This is a genomic window from Hymenobacter arcticus (assembly GCF_054779975.1).
Genome location: NZ_BAAGXF010000008.1, coordinates 13,467 through 33,727 on the forward strand (window position 1 = coordinate 13,467; position 20,261 = coordinate 33,727).

At 55.5% G+C, this 20,261-nt stretch carries 12 protein-coding genes and 1 other RNA gene; 7 read left to right on the forward strand and 6 right to left on the reverse strand.

Going from position 1 to position 20,261, the window contains the following annotated elements; genetic code table 11:
* Positions 1 to 31 precede the first annotated feature (31 nt).
* The 3 genes from ACYVGC_RS14350 to ACYVGC_RS14360 form a co-directional block, all read right to left on the reverse strand.
* Positions 32 to 2,602 (reverse strand): DUF3160 domain-containing protein, encoded by a 2,571-nt coding sequence (locus ACYVGC_RS14350; RefSeq protein ID WP_460584530.1) that lies wholly within the window; start codon positions 2,600 to 2,602, stop codon positions 32 to 34.
* Positions 2,603 to 2,634: 32 nt separating this feature from the next.
* Positions 2,635 to 4,164 (reverse strand): CapA family protein, encoded by a 1,530-nt coding sequence (locus tag ACYVGC_RS14355; RefSeq protein WP_460584531.1) that lies wholly within the window; start codon positions 4,162 to 4,164, stop codon positions 2,635 to 2,637.
* A gap of 105 nt (positions 4,165 to 4,269) precedes the next feature.
* Positions 4,270 to 6,312 (reverse strand): DNA polymerase III subunit gamma/tau, encoded by a 2,043-nt coding sequence (locus tag ACYVGC_RS14360; protein WP_460584532.1) that lies wholly within the window; start codon positions 6,310 to 6,312, stop codon positions 4,270 to 4,272.
* A 229-nt stretch (positions 6,313 to 6,541) separates the two neighbouring features.
* On the opposite strand from ACYVGC_RS14360, the gene ssrA reads away from it, so the two are divergent.
* Positions 6,542 to 6,913, forward strand: a transfer-messenger RNA (tmRNA) gene (ssrA, locus tag ACYVGC_RS14365).
* Between the two features lie 226 nt (positions 6,914 to 7,139).
* On the opposite strand, the gene ACYVGC_RS14370 is transcribed toward ssrA, so the two are convergent.
* Entirely contained in the window at positions 7,140 to 7,322 is a 183-nt protein-coding gene (locus ACYVGC_RS14370; protein ID WP_460584533.1) for a hypothetical protein, read from the reverse strand.
* Positions 7,323 to 7,530: 208 nt separating this feature from the next.
* Between ACYVGC_RS14370 and ACYVGC_RS14375 the strand changes: the two genes are divergently transcribed.
* Both ACYVGC_RS14375 and ACYVGC_RS14380 read left to right on the forward strand, forming a co-directional pair.
* On the forward strand, positions 7,531 to 8,406 hold the full coding sequence (locus ACYVGC_RS14375; protein WP_460584534.1) for a hypothetical protein: 876 nt from the start codon (positions 7,531 to 7,533) through the stop codon (positions 8,404 to 8,406).
* A 338-nt stretch (positions 8,407 to 8,744) separates the two neighbouring features.
* Positions 8,745 to 9,002, forward strand: a complete 258-nt coding sequence (locus tag ACYVGC_RS14380) for a hypothetical protein (RefSeq protein WP_460584535.1) — start codon at positions 8,745 to 8,747, stop codon at positions 9,000 to 9,002.
* Positions 9,003 to 9,014: 12 nt separating this feature from the next.
* Here the strand turns inward: ACYVGC_RS14380 and ACYVGC_RS14385 are convergent, their stop codons facing one another.
* Both ACYVGC_RS14385 and ACYVGC_RS14390 read right to left on the reverse strand, forming a co-directional pair.
* Positions 9,015 to 9,278 carry a hypothetical protein gene (locus ACYVGC_RS14385; protein ID WP_460584536.1) on the reverse strand — a complete coding sequence of 88 codons (264 nt, stop codon included), beginning with the start codon at positions 9,276 to 9,278 and terminating at the stop codon, positions 9,015 to 9,017.
* Positions 9,275 to 10,189, reverse strand: a complete 915-nt coding sequence (locus ACYVGC_RS14390) for a retropepsin-like aspartic protease (RefSeq protein ID WP_460584537.1) — start codon at positions 10,187 to 10,189, stop codon at positions 9,275 to 9,277. Before ACYVGC_RS14390 ends, ACYVGC_RS14385 begins: the two co-directional genes overlap by 4 nt.
* 852 nt (positions 10,190 to 11,041) lie before the next feature.
* Between ACYVGC_RS14390 and ACYVGC_RS14395 the strand changes: the two genes are divergently transcribed.
* The 4 genes from ACYVGC_RS14395 (at position 11,042) to ACYVGC_RS14410 (ending at position 19,264) form a co-directional block, all read left to right on the forward strand.
* Positions 11,042 to 12,349, forward strand: a complete 1,308-nt coding sequence (locus ACYVGC_RS14395) for a DNA/RNA non-specific endonuclease (RefSeq protein ID WP_460584538.1) — start codon at positions 11,042 to 11,044, stop codon at positions 12,347 to 12,349.
* Positions 12,350 to 12,434: 85 nt separating this feature from the next.
* A complete protein-coding gene (locus tag ACYVGC_RS14400; protein WP_460584539.1) occupies positions 12,435 to 15,899 on the forward strand; it encodes a T9SS type A sorting domain-containing protein in 3,465 nt (1,154 codons plus the stop codon).
* Between the two features lie 119 nt (positions 15,900 to 16,018).
* Entirely contained in the window at positions 16,019 to 16,507 is a 489-nt protein-coding gene (locus ACYVGC_RS14405; protein WP_460584540.1) for a hypothetical protein, read from the forward strand.
* Positions 16,508 to 16,759: 252 nt separating this feature from the next.
* Positions 16,760 to 19,264: an HD domain-containing protein gene (locus ACYVGC_RS14410; RefSeq protein ID WP_460584541.1), complete on the forward strand. Its 2,505-nt coding sequence runs from the start codon at positions 16,760 to 16,762 to the stop codon at positions 19,262 to 19,264.
* Positions 19,265 to 20,261: the final 997 nt, after the last annotated feature.

Below are 20,261 nucleotides of genomic sequence, written 5' to 3' on the forward strand. Positions count from 1 at the left end.
ACGCGCGGACTCGCAGAGTCCACGCTACAGCCTACTGGTTTTTACCGACGCTCTTATTCAAAGCTGGTACCGGCACGATGAGGTCGCGCAGCCAAGTGGGGCGGGCCTGCGGCTGCCGGGCCAGCTGGGCGCGCCATTCCTCATCGGTGAGGCGAGTCCTGCTCGTAAACTCATAGTAGCTGAGCGTGGCGCCGCGCGCCAGCACGGGCAGGCCGTTAATTTCGACCACCACGTAGAGGGCATCGGCCGCGCCGACTGCTTCTTCCAGCACGTCTTCGTTGAAGGCATACACGTCGGCTACCAGGCCAATGTGGCGCTCGCGGTCGGGTAGCGGGTCGTAGGCGGCCATCTTGAGCGCCTGCATCGTAAGTGCTTCTACCTCACCACCTACCGATGACAGGCTGTTCATTTCGTCGGTCGTTAGTTTTTCGTGCGCCACCTCCTTTCGCGCCAGGCGGTGCAGCTTGGTCACGAGCTGCCGGATGCCGCTGTTGAGGCTGTCGAGGTGGGGCGTATTGGCGTTGAGGCGGTGCAGGGCCTGGTTTTGGAAGGCCAGCAGCGAGAGCGCCCGGTCCCAGAAGGGCAGGTTGGGCTCTACGTAACCAAGGTGGTCGGGTGGGGGCGGGCCGCCGCCGCCGCCGCCCATTTCGGCCCCCATGGGCTGCTCGGAGTAGAGCAGCAGGTCGTGCTTGAGCTCGGCCCAGCCAGCGAGGGCGGTGCTGAGGTTGCGCCGCTGCCAGGCCGGCGTGCGGGCAAAGTAGGGTAGGTTGGTATCGGGGTTGGGCGCGTTCAGGCCCATCAGCACCTGCATGGTTTTGGTGTACAGATTCTGGTCCCAGCTTTGATAGGTAGCAAACTGCTTTTGCACGGCCCGCAGCGTGTCCGGGTAAGCCGGCCAGTGGGTAGCTTCTTTGTAGTGATTAAGTAAAACGTCCTCGGCCGTGCGGTTGCCAAAGGCCGCGAATGCATCGAGGCCTTTGGGAAAGGGGCGCAGGGGTTCGGCCTTGGGCGTTGGGCGCAGTACGTTGGTAAGACGCGAAAGTATCTCGGCATCAAACGTATAGCGCCCGGCCGTGAACAGCAACGTGGGGCGGGCCAGCGCTTCCACCGCCTTATTGGTGGCGCCCTTGGGCCGGATGCGGTCGGTACCGGCGGCTACCAGCTGCCGGCGCAGGCGGGCCAGCGTGGCGGGCGCGGCCAGCTGGTCGAGCGACTGCCCGGCGTAGTCCGTTTTCAGCAGCTGCAGCAGGTTGGTGAGCGAGCGGTTGTCCTCGTCGCCCACCAGCACGTCGAGCACGTGCGTGAGGTTAGTAAAGCCCTTGGTAGCCTCCGCATTGCTAGCCAAGGCTTTAGCCAGCGCTACGGCGTGCAGCAGCCCGGCATCCGAATCCAGAAAAACGGGGGCCGTGTTCAGCCACTTCACCGTGCGGAAGTAGCGCCGCGTGGTGTCGTTGCGGGTGTACTGGCCGCGCGGCTTCAGGGCCTGATACTGAAAAAGTGAGTCTTGCAGAAAACGGGAGCCTTTGTCGTCGGCCGCGGTGCTGCGGCTCACCTCAGTGGCTACCTGGCCGGCGTAGGCCCCGGCCACGGGTGCGGTGCTGCCCGTGAGCAGGCGGTGGCCGATGGCGTAGTAGGCGGCGGCCCATTCGGCGGCATCGCGGGCCTGGGGGTTCTGGCTTTGGGTGGCTAGGGCCTGGGCCTGGGTGCTGCCCTGGCGCAGCATCTGGGCCACCACGGGCCCGAGGCGGGTTTCCTCCACATCGCTCAGAATACCGTTCAGGTACTTGTGTAACAGCTGAAGAATGAGGTCGGTAGTAACGAAGTTGGGCGTGTAGCTGTACTCGTTCTGGTCGTAGAGATAAAAGAGCTGCTCCTCCTTAGTGGGCACAAACGCGAAGTTGTTGCGGGCCAGCACCGGGCGCATGGCCGGCGTCAGCGGCTCTTCGCGCTGGTTCACCACGTAGTCGAGACCCAGCATGGGGAAGCCGCCCTGCGGGGCCACGCGGTGCGCCAGCAAGCTTAGCTCCTGGGTGTGAATCTTCGCTGCAAACGCTGCTTCCTGCTGGTTGAGCGGCACCGGAATGGGCACGGCCTTGGCCACTACTTCACCCTTCTCATTGTAGGTATCGCCCACCCACACCGGGCGGTACCATTTTTTGGTATCGAAGTATGAGCGGGCCGTGCTGTTCATAAAGCAGTAGCCGTTGCGGGCGTACAGCTCGTTGCGCAGCAGCAGCAGGTCGAGGTACGATTTGCCAGCCAGGCTCTGGTTGAAATCAAACGGTGGCGGCGTGGCATGATGCTGGCCTTCTTCCTGCGAAAAACTATCGGCCCCCTCCCCGTATTTGTAGAATTCCGCAATGTCGGGTCGTTGGTAAAGCCTGGTTAGCTGCGTCTTATCTTCCGTCAGCACCACGGGCACTAGCTCGTCAAAACCGTTGTCGTGGGCGGTGCCCGAGTACGTGGGCGTAGTGGTGGCTGCTAGCCCCGTGGTGGCTGGCAGGGCAGGCTTGCTACCCTTGCGCTGCCATTGGTACACGCCCAGGCTGACCAGCACGAAGGCCAGCACGCCCAGCACGAGAAGTAAGGGTCTGTTTGTCATGAAGAAAGGAAAACAGTGAGTAAGTAGCCCGGCTAGTTGGCTTGCACAAACGCCCGGTAGGCCCCGGCCCGCGCCAGCCCCCGCGCCAAAAACCGGTCAAGCACCAGCCCAAAGCCCTGCCAATGATACAGTGCAATGCAGCAGCGACCACTCGGCTCCTGCTCAATGGTTTGCACGTACGTACGGTTATGCTTAGATATTGTCTTGAAATACAAGATGTTGAACATCAGCCGCGACCCGCGCCAGCGTGGCCGCAATTGCCCGGCACTATCGAGGCTATATACAAAAAGCCGCTGCCGCACTGCCTTATCCAGTGGCGTGCGCTTCACGGGGCCCACCAGCAAGTCGGGCCGGTCGTCGTTGTTCACGTCGCCCTGCGTGAGCCTATACACCGGAAAGCCCAGCGCCAGCCGCGTTTCAGCGTCGCCGGTGCGGGCGCGCACCTGGTACTGGCGCAGGTGGGGCAGGTAGCGCAGCCGCACGGCGGTGCGCGCGCCGGCCGGGCCATTCAGCATGAGGTGCGGCACCAAGTAGGCGGGCAGCGAATCGGCAGCCATAGCCGGCGCAGTGGCTTGCAGCAGCCAGCTAGTTTCTTTATTATCAAGCACTTGGGCGCTGCCATCGTGCGGGCGTAACCGCTGGGCCAACGCCTGGCGGGCGGCCGCGGCGGCGGCCTGGGGCACGGCCCCCACCAGGCGCAGCGGCCGTAGGTAGGTAGCCGCCACGCGCCCGTTCTGCAAGTTGAAATCCGCCTGCACGGCCAGCGCAGCCGCACCCCCGCGCTGGTCAAACAGAAAGTTGCCCAGACTGTATATAATCGGCCGGCCGCGGTAGAACTCTACCGGCTGCACCACGTGCGGGTGGGCGCCCACCACGGCCGCCGCGCCCGCATCCACCAGGTCGTGGGCCTGTTGGCGCTGCTCGGCGCTGGGCTGCGCCGCGTACTCGGTACCCCAGTGCAGGTACACCAGCACGGCCCGCTCGGGAAACAGTGTTTTGTAGGTAGCCACCCGCTCGCAAAGCGCCGAAAAGTCGCGGCCGCACACGCAGCCTTCGCCGGCAATGCCTTGGGTGAGAGTCGAATAGGCGAAAAAAGCCACGCTGCTATCGGCCCCCAGCACCGTGGGCAGGCAGCCGGCCAGCGAGTCGGGCTGGTAGCCCAGCAGGCCCAGCCGGGCGGCGCGCCCGGCGTGGGCAGTGGTGCGCAGGCCCGGCAGGTGCTGGTCGAGGGTGTGGTTATTGGCCAGCGAAACGTGCGTGAGCCCCAGGCTACGCAGCCACCCTGCCCACCGCGGATTAGCCTGAAAAACAATCGGTTTGGCCGCCGGCTTGGCGGTATCAGTCAGCGGGCATTCGAGGTTACCGATTACGTAGCGGCTGCCGGCCCACAAGGCCCGCGTGGTGCGGCGCAGGGCGGCGCTGTCGCGGGCCAGGGCCGCGGGCACGGCGCGGGCGAGGAGGATGTCGCCTACTACGCTCACGCGTAAGTATGGCGGCGGTGGGGCGGGGCGGCAGGCAGCGAAGACGTAGGCTGCAAGGACGAAGCGCAAAAAGAACGTCATGCTGAGCTTGCCGAAGCATCTCGCTCGCGCCGTTAGGGTTGGTAATCCATCGGCGCGAGCGAGATGCTTCGGCAAGCTCAGCATGACGTTCTTTTTGATAACTGATTAAAAATCCGCATCCAGCCCAAGCCGCTGCTTCATCTCCTGCAAAGCGGGGTACTTCTCGGCCAGGTAGGCAAACTTATCATTGGAGGTGTAGAGCTTGCGGCCAGTGGGGGCGGCCGTGGCTACCTCCGCCTGCACCGTGAGGCCGGGGTAGCCAGTACGCTGCCGCAGCTCAGTCATAAACTCGGCCTTAAAATCACTGAACTGCGCGATTTGCACCGGATTATCCACCGTGAGCGTGATAACGTGCCCGGCATCGGCCGATACGGCGCGGTTGAGCACCGTGTACTCGCTCATCTTGTCCTGGGCCCGGCGCTCATCGGCCAGCTGCTGCCAGATTTTTTGGAGCAGCTCGGGCGCAATCGGTGGCATGGGGCCAGTGGGAGCGGCGACCGGCTCGGCTGCCGTAGCCGCTGGGCGCGTGGCCGGGGCGGCGGGCGCGCCCATATCGCGCAGGCCAGGCAGGCGGTTGGCCAGGCTCGGCAGCTTGGGCAGGGCCGGAATGCTGGGGGCGGCAATGGTGCCGGGCCGCACGTCGGTGGGGCGCTGGGTGGGCTCCAGGCCCTGCATACTGGGCCGGCCGGTTTCGATGTGCGGCGCGGTGTCGCGCACCTGGTGGCGCGTTGTCGTCACGGGCTCGCTGGGTTCGGCCTCGATGCTGGGCGTGGGGTGCAGTTCGGTTACGCCGTTTTCCACGGGTAGTGGTTCGGGGCCATCGGCGGGCGCGGGGGCGTGCACGAGAGGCGCGGGGGCATTGGTGCCTGGTGCTTGGGGTGGCGTGGGGGCCAGCGCATTAGCTACTGGCTGGTCCTGCGCGGCGGCAGGGGCTGCGTAGCTGGTGCCGCCCGTAGCCGCTGGGGCCGGCGCGGCGGCGGATTGGCTTAGGCTGCTAGTTTTTTTTTTGGCCTCGTCGTTAGAGCTAGAGGTTAAGTCGCGCACAAACTGCACGGCCCCATTAAGATACGCCAGCTTCATAAGCGTCAGCTCCACGTGCAGGCGCTGGTTTTTGGCCTGCTTGAACTCGCGGTCGCACTGGCTCACCAGGTTTAGGGCCGAGAGCAGGAACGGCAGCGGCGCGGCCTGCGCCTGCCGCACGTACTGCTGCCGAATATTGTCCGACACCTCCAGCAGCTGCACTGTTACGGGGTCTTTGCACACCAGCAGGCCGCGCAAATGCTCGGCCGTACCCATCACAAAGTTGTGTAAGTCAAACCCTTGCTGCATCACCGAGTCGAGCAGCAGCAGCGCGGCCGACAGGTTTTCGTGCAGCAGGGCATCTACCAGCCGGAAATAATAATCGTAGTCCAGGATGTGCAGGTTTTGTACTACCTCCTTATACGTCAGGTTGTTGCCGGCAAAGGTCACTTGCTGGTCAAACATCGAGAGCGCGTCGCGCAGGCCGCCGTCGGCCTTTTGGGCCAGCAGGTGCAGGGCATCGTCGTCGGCCGTAACCCCTTCGCTGGTAGCTACATAGCGCAGGTGCTCCCGAATGTCATCGACCCGGATGCGGTTGAAATCAAAAATCTGGCAGCGCGACAGGATGGTGGGGATAATCTTGTGGCGCTCGGTGGTAGCCAGAATAAAAATGGCGTAGCTCGGCGGCTCCTCCAGCGTCTTCAAAAAGGCGTTGAAAGCCGCGTTCGAGAGCATGTGCACCTCGTCGATAATATAAATCTTGTAGCGCCCCTGCTGCGGCGCGTAGCGCACCTGCTCCACCAAGGAGCGAATATCCTCCACCGAGTTATTCGACGCCGCATCCAGCTCGTGCACGTTGAAAGAGGCGTTTTCCTGAAAGGCCACGCACGAGGTGCACACGCCGCAGGCCTCGGCCTCGGGCGTGAGGTTGGTGCAGTTGATAGTTTTGGCCAGGATGCGGGCGCAGGTGGTTTTGCCTACGCCCCGCGGCCCACAAAACAGGAACGCCTGCGCTAAGTGCTGGCTCTGAATGGCGTTTTGCAGGGTGGTCGTGACGTGCTGCTGCCCCACCACGCTCCGAAAGGTGGCCGGACGATACTTCCGGGCCGAAACAACGAAATTTTCCATAGTCGATACGCTGGCAAAGATACCCCCGATGCCGATGTAGGGTAAGCTTTAGCTTGCCGGCCGTTAGGGCTTTCGGCGCGGCCGGCGGCAAGCCGAAGTTTACCCTACCCCAGCAACAAAACCCGCCCGCAAAACATTTGCTCGGTAATCCCGTATCTTTGTGCCCTGCTACGCGCCTCGGCAAGCTAACGCTTACCCTACGTGCAGCAGGACTCGTTCTTTCTAACTTGGGGATGACCGGAATTGACAGCTTGCGCAAGTCGCGGGTAAGCGTGTCGGGAGTTGATGGAAGCTCTCCCGCCAAAAAATCTATCAAACAACAATCGGCGACTATTCGTACGCCATGGCTGCCTAGTTTAGAACTAAGCACTGCCATCGTGCCGCCCGGGTAAGTTTTTACACCTGGGAGTTCGGCGCGTCGTAAGTAGAAACTAGCCCTCGAAGAGCTGTGATTCGGAGGCGAAAATCAACTGCAGCTAAGGGAGTTTCAAGGGCCTGATGTGCGCCTGGAACGCTTCGAAAATTCAAGCATAGATACACACGTAGAAAGCACGTTGGCTTCCTTGTCTGGACCAGGGTTCGAATCCCTGCATCTCCACTGAAAACCCTGTTTCCTTGCTGGAGACAGGGTTTTTTCATTTTAGGGGGACGGTTTAGGGGACAAAACTGAAAATATCTTAAGACTAGTTCCAGTAATGGCGCCCTCGACGGCTACGCCGGCTTTCAGTTGGGTCAGAGCTACTAGCTGCGTACACGGTGCTGGAAAATGGCGACGTGAGCATTGAGCTTGACCACGCGCAGGAAGGGGTGGGGCCGCGGGGAGTAGTTCAGGGCGTGGTGGGTGAAGTAGACAAGCTCGCTAGTTGTCCAGCTGGCTCATGCGGCCGCGTAGCTGCCTCCCATGTTCGCCAGCCGCACCAAGCGGCAGCTAGCAGCAGCACGATGGCCAGGGCGAAGGCGAGGCGGCGGGGCCAGCGGGTGATGTAACGGTGGCGGCGGTGGGTGAGCATGGGGCGCAAGGTAATTTGCTGGTAGACAATCGCCATTAGAATACCCGTGTATATTTGAGCACCTTTCACAGGTGCGCGTTGGCAGACGCTGCTTCAGACTTTACCACTGGCCGAATCGCGGCTAGGGGATAAGCCCGTTGCGCCCTGCCAGGCGCACGGGCTTTTATTTTTAAAAGCCCGCTATTCTCTTCAAGTACTAACTCAATCTATGAATTCCGCTTCCGAACTGCTAGAGAGGCTTCTTAAACTATACCCAGTCAAGATTTTAAAAGGCCAGTTTGACGTCGACGGCTCGACGCAAGCCGAAAAGCTTCCTGAGATAGCGGCAAAGTATTCTGCTGATGTTATCCGGCAATTCGCTATTGATAAAATTGGCCATACCAAACAGCACACGTACATATTTAAGCTTGGGGTAAAATTTAACCGAAGCACGTTCGACACCTCGGGCCTACCAATGAGAGTCTCAAGTGAGTTTCATGGCGACGATGGAAACTATGTATTCTTCTGCTTTCCAATAGTTGAGTATGATGTAGCGCTACTCAACCCATACCAAGAGTTTACGGTGCATTTTTATCAGCCCACTAGAATAGTAGTGAAGGGGCGGATTTTGATGATACAGACAACAATAATGGAGCGGAGCGCCTCCGCGTATTTGCCTATCGATAAGCAGAGAAAACTGATTGACATAAACAAGCGCAACACAGAAGACGTCTTCATTCCTGAGATTCTAACTGAGTTTAAACGGCATTGTGCCGTCGAAATATGTGACCTGAACAAGGGCGTAAAAGCCATGTGGGCGGCGAACACAATCGATGCTACAAGCGTTAGATATAAAAAAGACAAGTCGACTGCAACTGAGTCGATGGATGAGAAATTCACCGTAAAGGCAGATATGCCAGACACTTACGCGGATATAATAAAACGTCCTCTGAATAAGATGTCGTTCAGGCCACTTAAAGAAGAAGACCACTTCAGCCGTAGTTTTACCGTTGACCCCTCAAAGGGAGAGTTCAGCATGAACATCTACCCCGAAGACCCGGACCAAACCTGGAACGTTATCAATGAAATTCTCAGAAATAATTGATAGTTCTTTTATTGGAAGGTTTGTCCAAAACAAGCTTAATGTCCTTGAACACACTGACCCTGACAGAATTTATGTAGAGAATGTAAGAGCCTTTTATGGCCTTCCGTTCTTTATGGCCAAGTTTCTCTGTGAACTGGCAGTTAGGGAGGGTACTTTTATCAAAAAGGTCGGAGTAGAGTGCCCTAACGAGGGTCGCTTAATAGTCACAGCGAACAGTGCTGCAGAGCTACCAAAAGAGGTTAAGTGCCGTAATTGTGAGCTTCTTGAACAAGATAAATTTGAGTTTGCCTTAGAGGCATGTCACGTGGTTGAGTTTTATAAGCTGAACGATAGAAGATATGCCCGGTCTTGATAAGAGGAAAGTTCAGGTTTATGATGACCTGAACAACGTGCTTTGGAAGTTTGTATTTTCACTCATTGTTGCCATAGCTTTTATAGTAGTCTTGGTTATGCTGCTGAGGGCCGATACCGTCTTCGATTCCGTTAAGCTGGGTGCTATTGAGCTTTTTTTGACGGGGACAGTTTATGTTGCCTTTAAGCATTACTTTCCTAATCGCGACAACCCAAAGGAAAAAGAGAAGGCCCCAGCTGCATAGCTAGGGCCTTTTTCATGCCCACCCCTCCGGTAACTCAATCCAGTAGCTGTAATCCTCCAACGGCACGCTACTCACGAAGCTGCGCAGCACTATCGGCTGCTCTTGGCCATAGTCCACTCCGACCTCGACAAAAAAGCCACGGCATTCATCAGCGCAGTGGTAGAGATTGACCCCGTCATCATCAGCTTCCCAGCGGTTAGCTAGGAAAGTGCCGTGCTGGAGCACCCAGTGGAGTTGTACGACCGGCGAGAGCAGGCGGAAGGCGTAGAAGGTCATCGGCTCTTTGGTGCTAAAGAGTAGAATTGCCGGCGACCGTAGTGAAAGCTTACGATGCCGTCCTGACTTAGAAATGGGAAGCCAAGGATGCCCTGGTAGGGCAGTACGCGGCCATTGCTGGGCTGGGCGAAGGGTGCCAGCACCATGGGTAATCCCTGCCAGGCGGTGGGCGGCAACTGCAGCTCTGACAAGATAGCCCGCTGCGCAGCCTGCTGGCTACTGGAGCCAATCACGCGGTCAGGGCCCAGCACTCGAGGGCGCACCGCCGGGGCCAGTGCTTGGCTGAACTTTGTATCCAGATTGTTGCTCATCGCGCCCGTGTCGAGTAACAGCTGGACTGGAGTCTTGCCTATGTACCCTTTGGCTATCGGTTTGCCTAGCACCATAGTAAACGCTAATGAATCCCGTCGCTCAAATGGAATACGTCGGGCTGGATGTAGCGGGTAGCAACTCAGGCGCTTATGGGGGTAGTCTACGACAACTTCATATGCCCGCAATAGTTCATAGCCTAGCAGCCCGAGTAGCTTCGGCCCTACGGTAGGCCGGATAGCGGCCAGTGAGATTGCCACCGCGGTGAATCCCGTGTAGTGGGCGGCCCCGAATTGAAAACCCGTTACAGCGAGTTGCTGTTGGGCCACCGAGCCCGTAGCACCTAGCCCGCGGGTAGGAGAGGGGTGTAAGTGGCCGGCAAAAGCTGCTTGCTCCACCACTAGGCCGTACGCGCAGCCCGTGTCGAGCACGAAGTCTCCCTGCTGGCCGTTTATTGTGAGGTTGCGCACCACAACTAGTCCCCCTACTAAGTCAAAGGGCAGGTGCACGACGGCCGCTGACTGGACGGCTTGGGCGTGACCGGACCGAGCCAGCAGAAGCAACAAGGTTAGCAGAGGTACCAGGCGAAAAAAGTAACACATCCCTGCAAAGAACGGTGTAGCTACCCAAGCGCGACGAAATGGTATATTCGGTCCTATGAAACAATGGCTACTAGCTGTTTTACTGGCTGTGCCACTGTTGTCTCCAGCGCAGACCACCTACCCACGGCACCATGCTACGCACTACCCTGCTACCCGTCCGACGACGGCGCCTACCGTCTACGTGTGTGGGGGAGGCTCTGCTTACGCCTATCATCGCATCGACAACTGCGCGGGCCTTAATCGCTGCACGCATGGCGTGAGCGCAGTGACGGTGCCTGAGGCGGAGGGGATGGGCCGCCGGCCCTGCAAGAAGTGATACTAAGGCAGCGGCAATAGAGAGGCTGCGGCCGAAAAAGCCCCATCGATGCTCGACAGGGTTTTTTATTTTCGAATATTTACCCTACTGTTTTACAGCAGAGAGGCCAAATGTAGGGCCTATTCTACTGAGCGGCACTTCTCGAAACTAACCAATATGTCAACACGACAGGGGTAGAGTAGGAGGGAAGTCAAGGAAGAGTAATTAAAAAATGGTAGACTGCTAAACTGTTTTATCGAAGGCACAAGTAGAGTAGTTTGTTTTATGCTTAAGGTGCAAATGTTTCTTGGATAACCTCAAGATATTGAAAGGCAAAGTATTACCCACACTATGCGGGTTCAGGAGCAATTCAATTCATAACACACTGATAATACTATTGCCATTGCAGATTCATTCTTTGAGGTTATTCGTTATAAATAGCAATCAATCAATTATTTAGCATGTAAGGCGGACTTGGACAGTCCTAAGCGTTCTTTGTATAGTGCTTATAAACCGGCACTGATTTTCGCTAGCATTTTCCACGTTTTTACGCTTTCATGAAGAATACTTTACGCCACTACTGTGCGCTGTTGCTTCTGCCCTTACTCGCCTTACAGGCTGGACTGGTTGCCGCGCAAACGGTAGCGCCCACGCAAGAAGCTTTCGAGTCGGGTACCAAGCCTGACTACGCCACCGGCACCGTTGCGCTCAGCACCGGTGACTGGACCTTTACTGATGCACTGCTCGGTACTGATGCCAACGACCACAAGGCCGGGGCCCAGGCTGCCCGCGTCGAGAACAACGGCAAGCTGACCATGAATTTCTACCTGCCGGGCGGCTCGCAAGTTGTCACTATCCGGCATGCCGCCTATGGCACCGACGCCAGTAGCGGCTGGGAGCTGTGGGCGCAGGCGCAGAGCTGCGGCTGCAACAACTGGTCGAAGGTGGGCCGCACCGTCTTCAGCACCACGACTACGCTGCAAACGGCTGCTTTCACCGTTGCCATTCCCGGCAACGTCAAGTTTGAGATTCGCAAGGTCAGCGGCGGCAGCGCCCGCCTCAACCTCGACGACTTCACCGTAACGGCCTATGGGCAGGTGCCCGCCTACCCCGACAACGATAACCTGGCCTTCGGCAATCCCAGCGGGGCCACGCCCGACACCGATTTCCCCGATAACTACCTGCTGACTAAATCGCAGTACGTAGTCGGCTACAACAACTCCCAGGGCAAGCCCAACTGGGTCAGTTGGCACCTCGACGCCAGTAACCGCGGCAGCGCTGACCGCCAGGATGACTTCCGGAACGACCCCAGTCTACCCGTTGGCTTCTATCAGGTGCAGTCTACCAGTTACTCCGGTACCGGCTTCGACCGGGGCCACAACTGCCCCAGCGCTGACCGTACCAATTCGAAAGCGGATAACTCGGCCACCTTCTTCATGTCCAACATGATGCCCCAGGCTCCCAACAACAACCAGCGAACCTGGGCGGCGCTGGAAAACTATACCCGCACCTTTCTACCCAATTACGAGGCATATGTCATCTGCGGCAGTTACGGCAAGGGCGGTACCGGTTCCAGCGGCTATTACGAAACTATCGACCAAGGCCGCATCCAAGTGCCCAAGCGTACCTGGAAGGTCGTCGTGCTCCTGCTCGTCGGCGACAACGATGTGGCCCGCGTGGACGCCAACACGCGCATTATCGCCGTCGATATGCCCAACGAAAACAGCCTGAGCCCCGACTGGGGCACCTTCCGCACCAGCGTCGATGCTATCGAAACCGCCACCGGCTATGACCTGCTTTCCGCCTTGCCTGTGAGTGTGCAGTCCATTGTGGAGGCCAAGGTAGATAATGGCCCAGTTAATTAGTTCAAGCTTCTCAGTACTAGTCTACATGATAACTATTTATAAAATTGCTTGGAAGCTTGGGCAGTGGCCGGCTTTGCTTGTCTGCTTGCTTCTTCTTAATGCGTACCAAAGCTGGGGTCAGACGCCTTATCCGCTGGCCAGTGGCACCTACACCGAGAGCTTCGAGAACATCAGCGGCTGGACCAACAACTTTGCTAGTGGCATCGGGGCTAACCGCTTCGGCGTAGCCTCGCCAAACCCCACGCTGCCGACTACAAATACCGTATTTGTTACCAATACCGCGGGTGGCGTTCAAAAAGGGAATGCTGCCATTGTGCTGCTCGCGACCGGCGCGACCGGTGGGCAGAATGCCTCGGCCTTTGACCTGTACCTTGACTTTTCCAACAGCACTGCTGGGACGATTAGCTTAGACTATGCCGAGGTAAATAACTCAACCGGCGACCGCCAGTCTACTTTCAAGCTGCAAACCAATACGGGCACCAGTGGCAGCTTCGTAGACCTGCCCGGCTCCAGCGTAGTTATCACCAACAATGTGGCTGCTTCGGGCTCCCTGACCAATATTGCGCTGCCCGCCGCTTTCACGAATAATCCATCGGCTAAAGTTCGCTTCTTCGTGATAACGTCGAACAATGGTACCGCCGGCAGCCGGCCGAAGGTCAGTCTCGATAACGTGGTCGTTACGGCGGGTGGCGGTACCACACCCACACCGACCGCGGCCGTTAGCACTACGAGCGGCGCCTATTCCAGCCCCTACTGCATTACCAGCATCGCCGGTAGCGCTACCTTCAACGTGGCCTTTAGCAGTAGTAATGTGGCTGACGGCAGCACCTTCGCCGCCCAGCTCTCTGACGCCAGTGGCTTTTTCCCCACCGACCTAACCCAAAATCTCATCGGCTCGGGCACCAGTTCACCCATCGCAGCCAGTATCCCCAAAAATACGCCCAGCGGTACAGTTTACCGCATCCGCGTCGTCAGCGGCACACTGGCCAGCGCCAATGACAACAGCACCAACCTCACGGTCACGCTGGCCCCTACTACCAACTCGGTCAATCTTAGCTCTACCACCGCCCAAACGTTCACCACTAATACCAATGGTACCGCTATCACGGCCACGGCCAGCGTGCCATCCACCTACGCCTGGTACTACGGCACCAGCGCTGGCGGCCCCTACGGCACGGCTGTCAGCGGGGCCACCGCTGCCACCTACCAGCCCAAGGGAAGCGACTTCCCCAGCGCTGGCACGTACTACTTGGTGGCGCGGGCTACCAGCAGCTGCGGCAGCGTAGAAGGTACCAGTACCCAGGTCCAGCTCACGATTATTTCCGCCGCTGCCGCCTTTACCCCATCGGTTACCGGCTTGCCCGATTTTGGTAGCTTGGCCGTGGGTAGTACTTCTACTGTCAAGTCGTTCACCGTGTCGGCCACCACGCTCAGCGGGCCGCTTATCATCACCCCCCCCACCGGCTTTGAAATCCGTACCGGGGCCACCGCCTTTGCATGCTGCCCCATTCAGCTTACCCCTGACGCCAACGGTAATATACCCGCTACTACTATCGATGTGCGTTTCGCCCCCCTGGCCGCCCAGCCCTATAATGCTCAGGTAGCGCTCACGACCAGCGGCCTGCCCGAGCAGGACGTGGCAGTTGCGGGTACCGGCACCACCCCGATTTATCCAGCCGTCGTGGCCAGCACGGCCCCCACCAACGTGGGCAAAACTTTCGCTACCGCCGGGGGCAACGTCCTGGAAGATGGTGGCAGCCCCGTTACCGCCCGCGGCGTGGTCTTCGGCTATGAGCCCGACCCGACCCTGAGCAGCGGCTCAGTAGCGGCCGGCAACGGCCTGGGCATCTTCACCGCCCAGCTCACCGGCCTGCTCCCCGATAGCATCTACTATGTGCGGGCTTACGCCACCAATGCCCTGGGTACCAGCTACGGCGAGCAGTTTACGTTCACTACGCTGCCTCAGCCCCTTGATGCCGAGCCGGCTACCCCTTCCACTATTACCGCCAGCAACCAGCGCCCCACCCGTGTGCTACTGACCCTAAGCGGGGGCCAGCCCGGCGTCAAGCACTTGGTGCTGGCTCGCCTCAATGGCCCCGTTGCCGTGAAGCCGCGCGATGCTACCGCTTACGCAGCCAACCCCAGCTTCGGCCAGGGTCAGTTGCTAGGCACCGCTTCCTACGTCGTGCTGTCCGCCGCCCAGGATACAGTCACCGTGCGTGGTCTGCGCCCCAACACGCCCTATTCGTTTGCCGTCTACGACTATACGGACCTGGATGGTACGCCCTACGCGCAGAATTACCTGACGAGCGCGGCCGACTCGCTGACCCTCACCACCCCGGCGCTGCCGCCCACGCTGCTATTGCGTGAGGACTTTGAATATGCTGCCGGCACGGCCCTCACGGCCAACGGCTGGACGGCCCACAGCGGCGCAGGCAGCGCCGCCATCGCCGTCACGGCCAATGGCCCTACCTACCCCGGCTACAGCGACGGCAAAGGCAACGCGGCCGCGCTACGCACCAGCGGCGAGGACGTGAGCCGGCAGTTTCCCACTGTCTACCCCCGCACGGCAGTATACCTCTCCTTCGTCGTAACCGTAAGCAGCGTTAGCACCGCCGGCGATTACTTTCTGCACCTGGGTCCCACTACGCTCAGCGGCAATTTCCGCCCCCGCGTATTCGTGCGTCAGGCAGCTACGGGTAATGCTATCCAATTCGGCGTCAGCGACAACGGAGCAGCCTTTTACACCACGGCTACTTATTCCCTTAATACGCCGTACCTCTTGCTGGTTAAGTACAACTTTGATGAAACTGGCACTACTACCGAGCTTTACGTTAATCCCGACCCCCAAAGCAGCAGTGCTTACCGTTTATCGGCCGATCCCGATGTGAGCGTGAGCGGCACCACGTCGCCCTCCGATATCGGCACGCTCGCGCTACGGCAGGGCGGTAGCTCGCCCGCCCTCGTGGTAGACGACATCCAGTTGGCTACGGCCTTCCCGCTCACTCCAGCTCCGCTGCCCGTTACGCTGACCAAGTTCACTGCTCAGGCTAGTGGCCGCACCGTGCAGCTGGCCTGGCAAACGGCCAGCGAGGTGAACAGTGACCATTTCGTTGTGGAGCGCTCGCTTGATGGGCGCACGTTTGCGCCGTTGCAATCGGTACCCGCCGCGGGCAGTAGCACCACGCCCCGCACGTACACCGCCCTTGATGCCCAGGCCCAGGCGACCGGCGCCCCGCTGCTCTACTACCGCCTGCGTAGCGTAGACCACGATGGTACCAGCTCCTACTCGGCCGTTCAGACGGTCGCGCTGACATCCGCCGCTGCTGGTCTGGCCCTATTCCCCAATCCGACGACTAACGCTATCACAACCCTGATTGGGGCTGGCGCCAGCGCTCGGATTCAGGTCATCGATGCCCTAGGCCGCACCGTTTTGACGACGACTGCCGATGCTACGGGAGCCGCTGAATTGAAGCTGCCAGCAGGTATCGCCAGCGGTGTGTATGTGGTGCGCACTGGCACCCAAGCGCTCCGCTTGATGGTGAAATAAGTAGTGCAATTAAGACAATTGAAAAGCCCCCGGCCGGTTGGTCGGGGGCTTTTTTTATAGTCAATGGCAAGGGGCTGCTCCGTTGGGAGTCGAATGGTTATTGTCCGTAGCTTGGCTCTGTGAAAGCTTGGCTACTCTTATTCCTGCTCATAGCGGGCCCCGCTGCTGCCCAGCGCCCCACGGCCGAGCCCACGCGGCCGACCGCAAGCTTCTGGCCCATCAACTACCCCACGGGCACCGTGGTGTTCAGCGGCCCCACGGCGCAGCCGCGGGCCCCGGGCTTGGCGCAGGCGGAGCACTTGCGCGCCTGGCTTACCAGCACCTGCTCAACATGGGCTGAACTGCAAGTACAGGCGGATTCGACGCAGCTTTACCAAGGCTATCTGCGCGGCCTGCATGCGGGGGTGGCCCTACGGTTTGCTGTGCAGGTGCGCCGGCAACGAGCTGGCTGGCAGTATATGCTCCTGGCTTTCCAGGTGCGCTCGCCTACTGGCGACCCGGACCTAGTGCACTGGCTACCGCTAAGGGGGCTACTCGATGACCCTGACTTTCGGTCTGACGTGGCCAGCTTTCAGCAGCAGTTGCAACGGGCGCTGCCGGGACTGTAACTGCTCGCGTTAGGCTTTGAGGTTATCAAACTAGATGATATATTGCCTCACCAGTTTAGGTACCGTAGATAACTTTACCTCTCTACCTTCGAGGGCATGAAACACTTGTCACTTATCGCCCCCCAATCTTATCCACAACAGTCAAGCTTTTCCCTCGCTTGGTATTAGCAAGAATTGAGATGGCAGTGTAACCATTACCTGCTATAGTCTAACTTGTAGTTAATAAAAATCTGACAATTAAAACACTAAAAAATGATTATTGACGCAAGCGTTAAAATTGATGATTTGGATTTGGTAAAACATCTGAAAAATTTGGATAGTCCTTTTGTTAATACAATAAGAGAGGTTTATGAAGAAATTAAGGAGCTTTTGAATACTAGAATTCAATATGTATTTCCTAATTACACGCTCCATAATTCTGGACATTCCTTCAGAATTATACAGTATATGGCAAAGATTGTTGGTAATTATGAAAATCTTAGTGAATTAGAAATTGCGTTACTTGTTCTGTCAGCCTTATTGCATGATGTGGGTATGGCAGTAAGTGAAGAAGATATAAAATTAATAAAGTCTGACAATTTTAAATTTTGCGACACTAAATTTTCGTCATTACAGAAAATAGTCTCTGATCCTGAATTAGTATTGCAAGAATATGTAAGAAGAATTCATGCATCATTATCTTCAAGATATATTAAAAATAATCTGTCAGATAAGCTGAGAATTCCAAATTTAAGTTCGCTGAACTTTGTCAATGAATTGGCATTAATCTGTGAAAGTCATACACAAGGCGTTGACTGGTTGAAAAGAAATTTGCGTGCTAATGAGATTAAGGGTAGTTATTATTTTAATCCTCAATTCATTGCATGTATATTGCGGCTTGCTGATATTCTAGATATTGATAGTAACCGCACTCCATATAATCTGTATAAAATGATTGCACCTGTTGGAATCAGTGATTCTGAATGGAGACAGCATTTTATTATATCAAATGATAATAAAATTGAATATGATCAAAAAACGAACTTAAAGAAGGTGGTTTTCCATGGAAAAGCTACTAATGCTAGTACTCATCGAAAGCTTCTTTCTTACATAGGATGGGTTAAGTTGGAACTGACGAATGTTGTTGCTCTTGCAAATGGAATGTCAACTCAGTACAACCTAATTTATGATGTAAATCCAGAAGTTAATATACAAACTGAAGGGTATACGTTTTCAGATTATAAAATGACCCTTAATTTTAAAGCAATTAGCTCTCTGTTAATGGGTGAGAATATTTATGGAAGTAAAGAACTAGGGCTGAGAGAATTAATTCAAAATTCTATTGATTCTTGCCGAATACGACATGAGGCCGAATTAGCAATAGCTGAGTTTGGTACAGATGGGTATAGACCTAAAGTTAAAGTTGTCATTGATAAAGAAAAGAATGAAGTAGTAATTAAAGATAATGGAACAGGAATGACATTAGATATTGTAAAAAATCATTTCCTGAACATAGGAGTGTCTTATTATAATTCGGATAGTTTTTTGCTTAAAGATTTTGATTATAAGCCAATAGGAAATTTTGGCATAGGATTTCTCGCATGTTTTATGTTGTCACGAAATATAAAGGTTATTACCAGGCATTATCAATCTATAAATAAGTATACTATAGAACTTGAGCAGGGAAATGAGTGGACTTCACTTACTGAAAGCGAAGATGTTGTCTTTGAAGGAACAGAAGTTTCTTTGGAGTATAATCATTTTGTAGAGGCTTTTGCGAACGATGAGAGTAAAATTCTTGAGTTCTTAAAAGCTCATTTTTTAACTGATGGGATTGAGCTTGAAATTATTAATAGATTCAACAAATCAATTGATAGTGTTTCAAATAATATTATTAACAATAAGCCACTCGGTGCTGGTTTATTACGTATCGACCTAAGTAAGTATATTCATAATGCTACTGGATTTGCTGTAATTAAACGTAATCAAGGATTTATAAGTAGTTTCGATGATATTACATTTCAGGGTACTCTACATCTCTATACGCCAGAAGATGGCTTAATTCAAATAGAAAACCTTGACGAGCTTTTGCTGTCAGATTACATTGCAAATGGAAAAATATCTTACTATAATATTCCGTTGGTTTCGAACCGAAATGAAGATGACTTTTTAAGTGGGCTGAAGTTTACAAGTGATGATACAAACGATGTTATAGAGAGAATGGATAGGGAATTAGATTGGATTTCTGTGCTTGTTACTGCTAGATATCAAAATGGGATGGGTGACCAAGACATTGAATATTATACTACAATTATCAATGGTCTTAGTCATGATGATTTAGTTTCAATAGGACATTCTAGTCATTGTAAAACAAGGGCCTTTGCGATGAGCCTTAATGTCTACGAGCATATTAAAAATGATATGTACATAGATTTTGGCCCTGCAATCAAAAACGTTTTTAGGTATTTAACTAATTCTAAAAAAGAAGAGTTATTCATAAGAGGTGTTTTACTAAAGGATTTTGCATTTAAAGTTCCAATTCTAGCTTCAGCCTTTACGATAGATTCTATCCGTATTAACTTAGAATCAAGAAGATTTATTCCGAATATTTCAAGAAACGACGTTGATTCTGCTACAAGAGCAGATATTGGCTATATTGTTGGTAAGGCTATTCACTTAGGCGCAATCGATCTGCTTGAATTAACTTATCTTCAAAAGCAAGCACTGGCAGATTTTACGAAACACTTCTATCCTGTAAAGACCTTGCACGAAATGTAATTAATTATAACAGGTAGGTATTCATGTTAAATTTGCGCACTCATATTTGTGTTTTCGTGCTGGCTGGCAGGTATGATTATCTGATGATACAGCATAAGAAGGCTAGATTGCTCAACCGTTAGATAGGTTATCTGTAAATTTCTTTCGGCCTGCTGCGGCATCAGTATCACGCACGCTCACCGATAGGTTGACTCCCTGAAAGGCGCGGACTAGCTTATCGTAATCAATCGGTGCCGCAGCTGGGCCCCGCAGCTGGTCGAGGATAAGTGGTTGCGCTACCCCGCCCATAGCCATGCGTGGCTGGGGAAAGTTGGGCACCAAGGGCCGACCACCAGCCAGCTGGTTGACCGTGCTGGCCAGGCTCAGCAGTAACGGTGACTGACTAACCCGGCGGGTGAGCACCGGCTCGCCGCCCTCAATCTCAATGCCGGTAGGGCGGCCAGCTCGGTAGAGGTGAATGCCCCCCTGCGCGTGGGATGGCCCCTCAGCTATACCACCATCGGCCAGCTGGATACCTGCTATCGCAGCAGCCCCCGCAGCGGCCGACGTGATGGCCAGCGCCTTCTCGGCAATCTCGTACGCCGTTCCCAGTACGGGGCCGACAATCGGAACAGCCTTTATCTCCGCAACAGTACATGCAAAGGGAGGAGAGCAAAATCAGGAAGTGGCTGGAGAAGCATTGCAGAAAGTGCTTGCCGGTCTCTACCAGCAGGGCTACACACTGAAGGGTTCCGTGAACACCTATGCGGGCAGTATGGGCACCTTTGTCTTTAGCAAGTAGCTCAGCTTGTACCGTGGTGCAGTCGGTCACTGGGGTAGTAGAAGCAGTGCTACCCACTGGTCCGGTGGTAGCGGGCTGCATGGTGCTTAGCATAATGGCCAAAAAGTGACTGCCTCCAACTTTTAATTTCTAAACTTGGAGGCAATAAAAAGTGCGTTTCCAAAACGATATGGCACTTTTTAGCTGGTTTTTCAGTGCTTACAATGGGACAAAGTC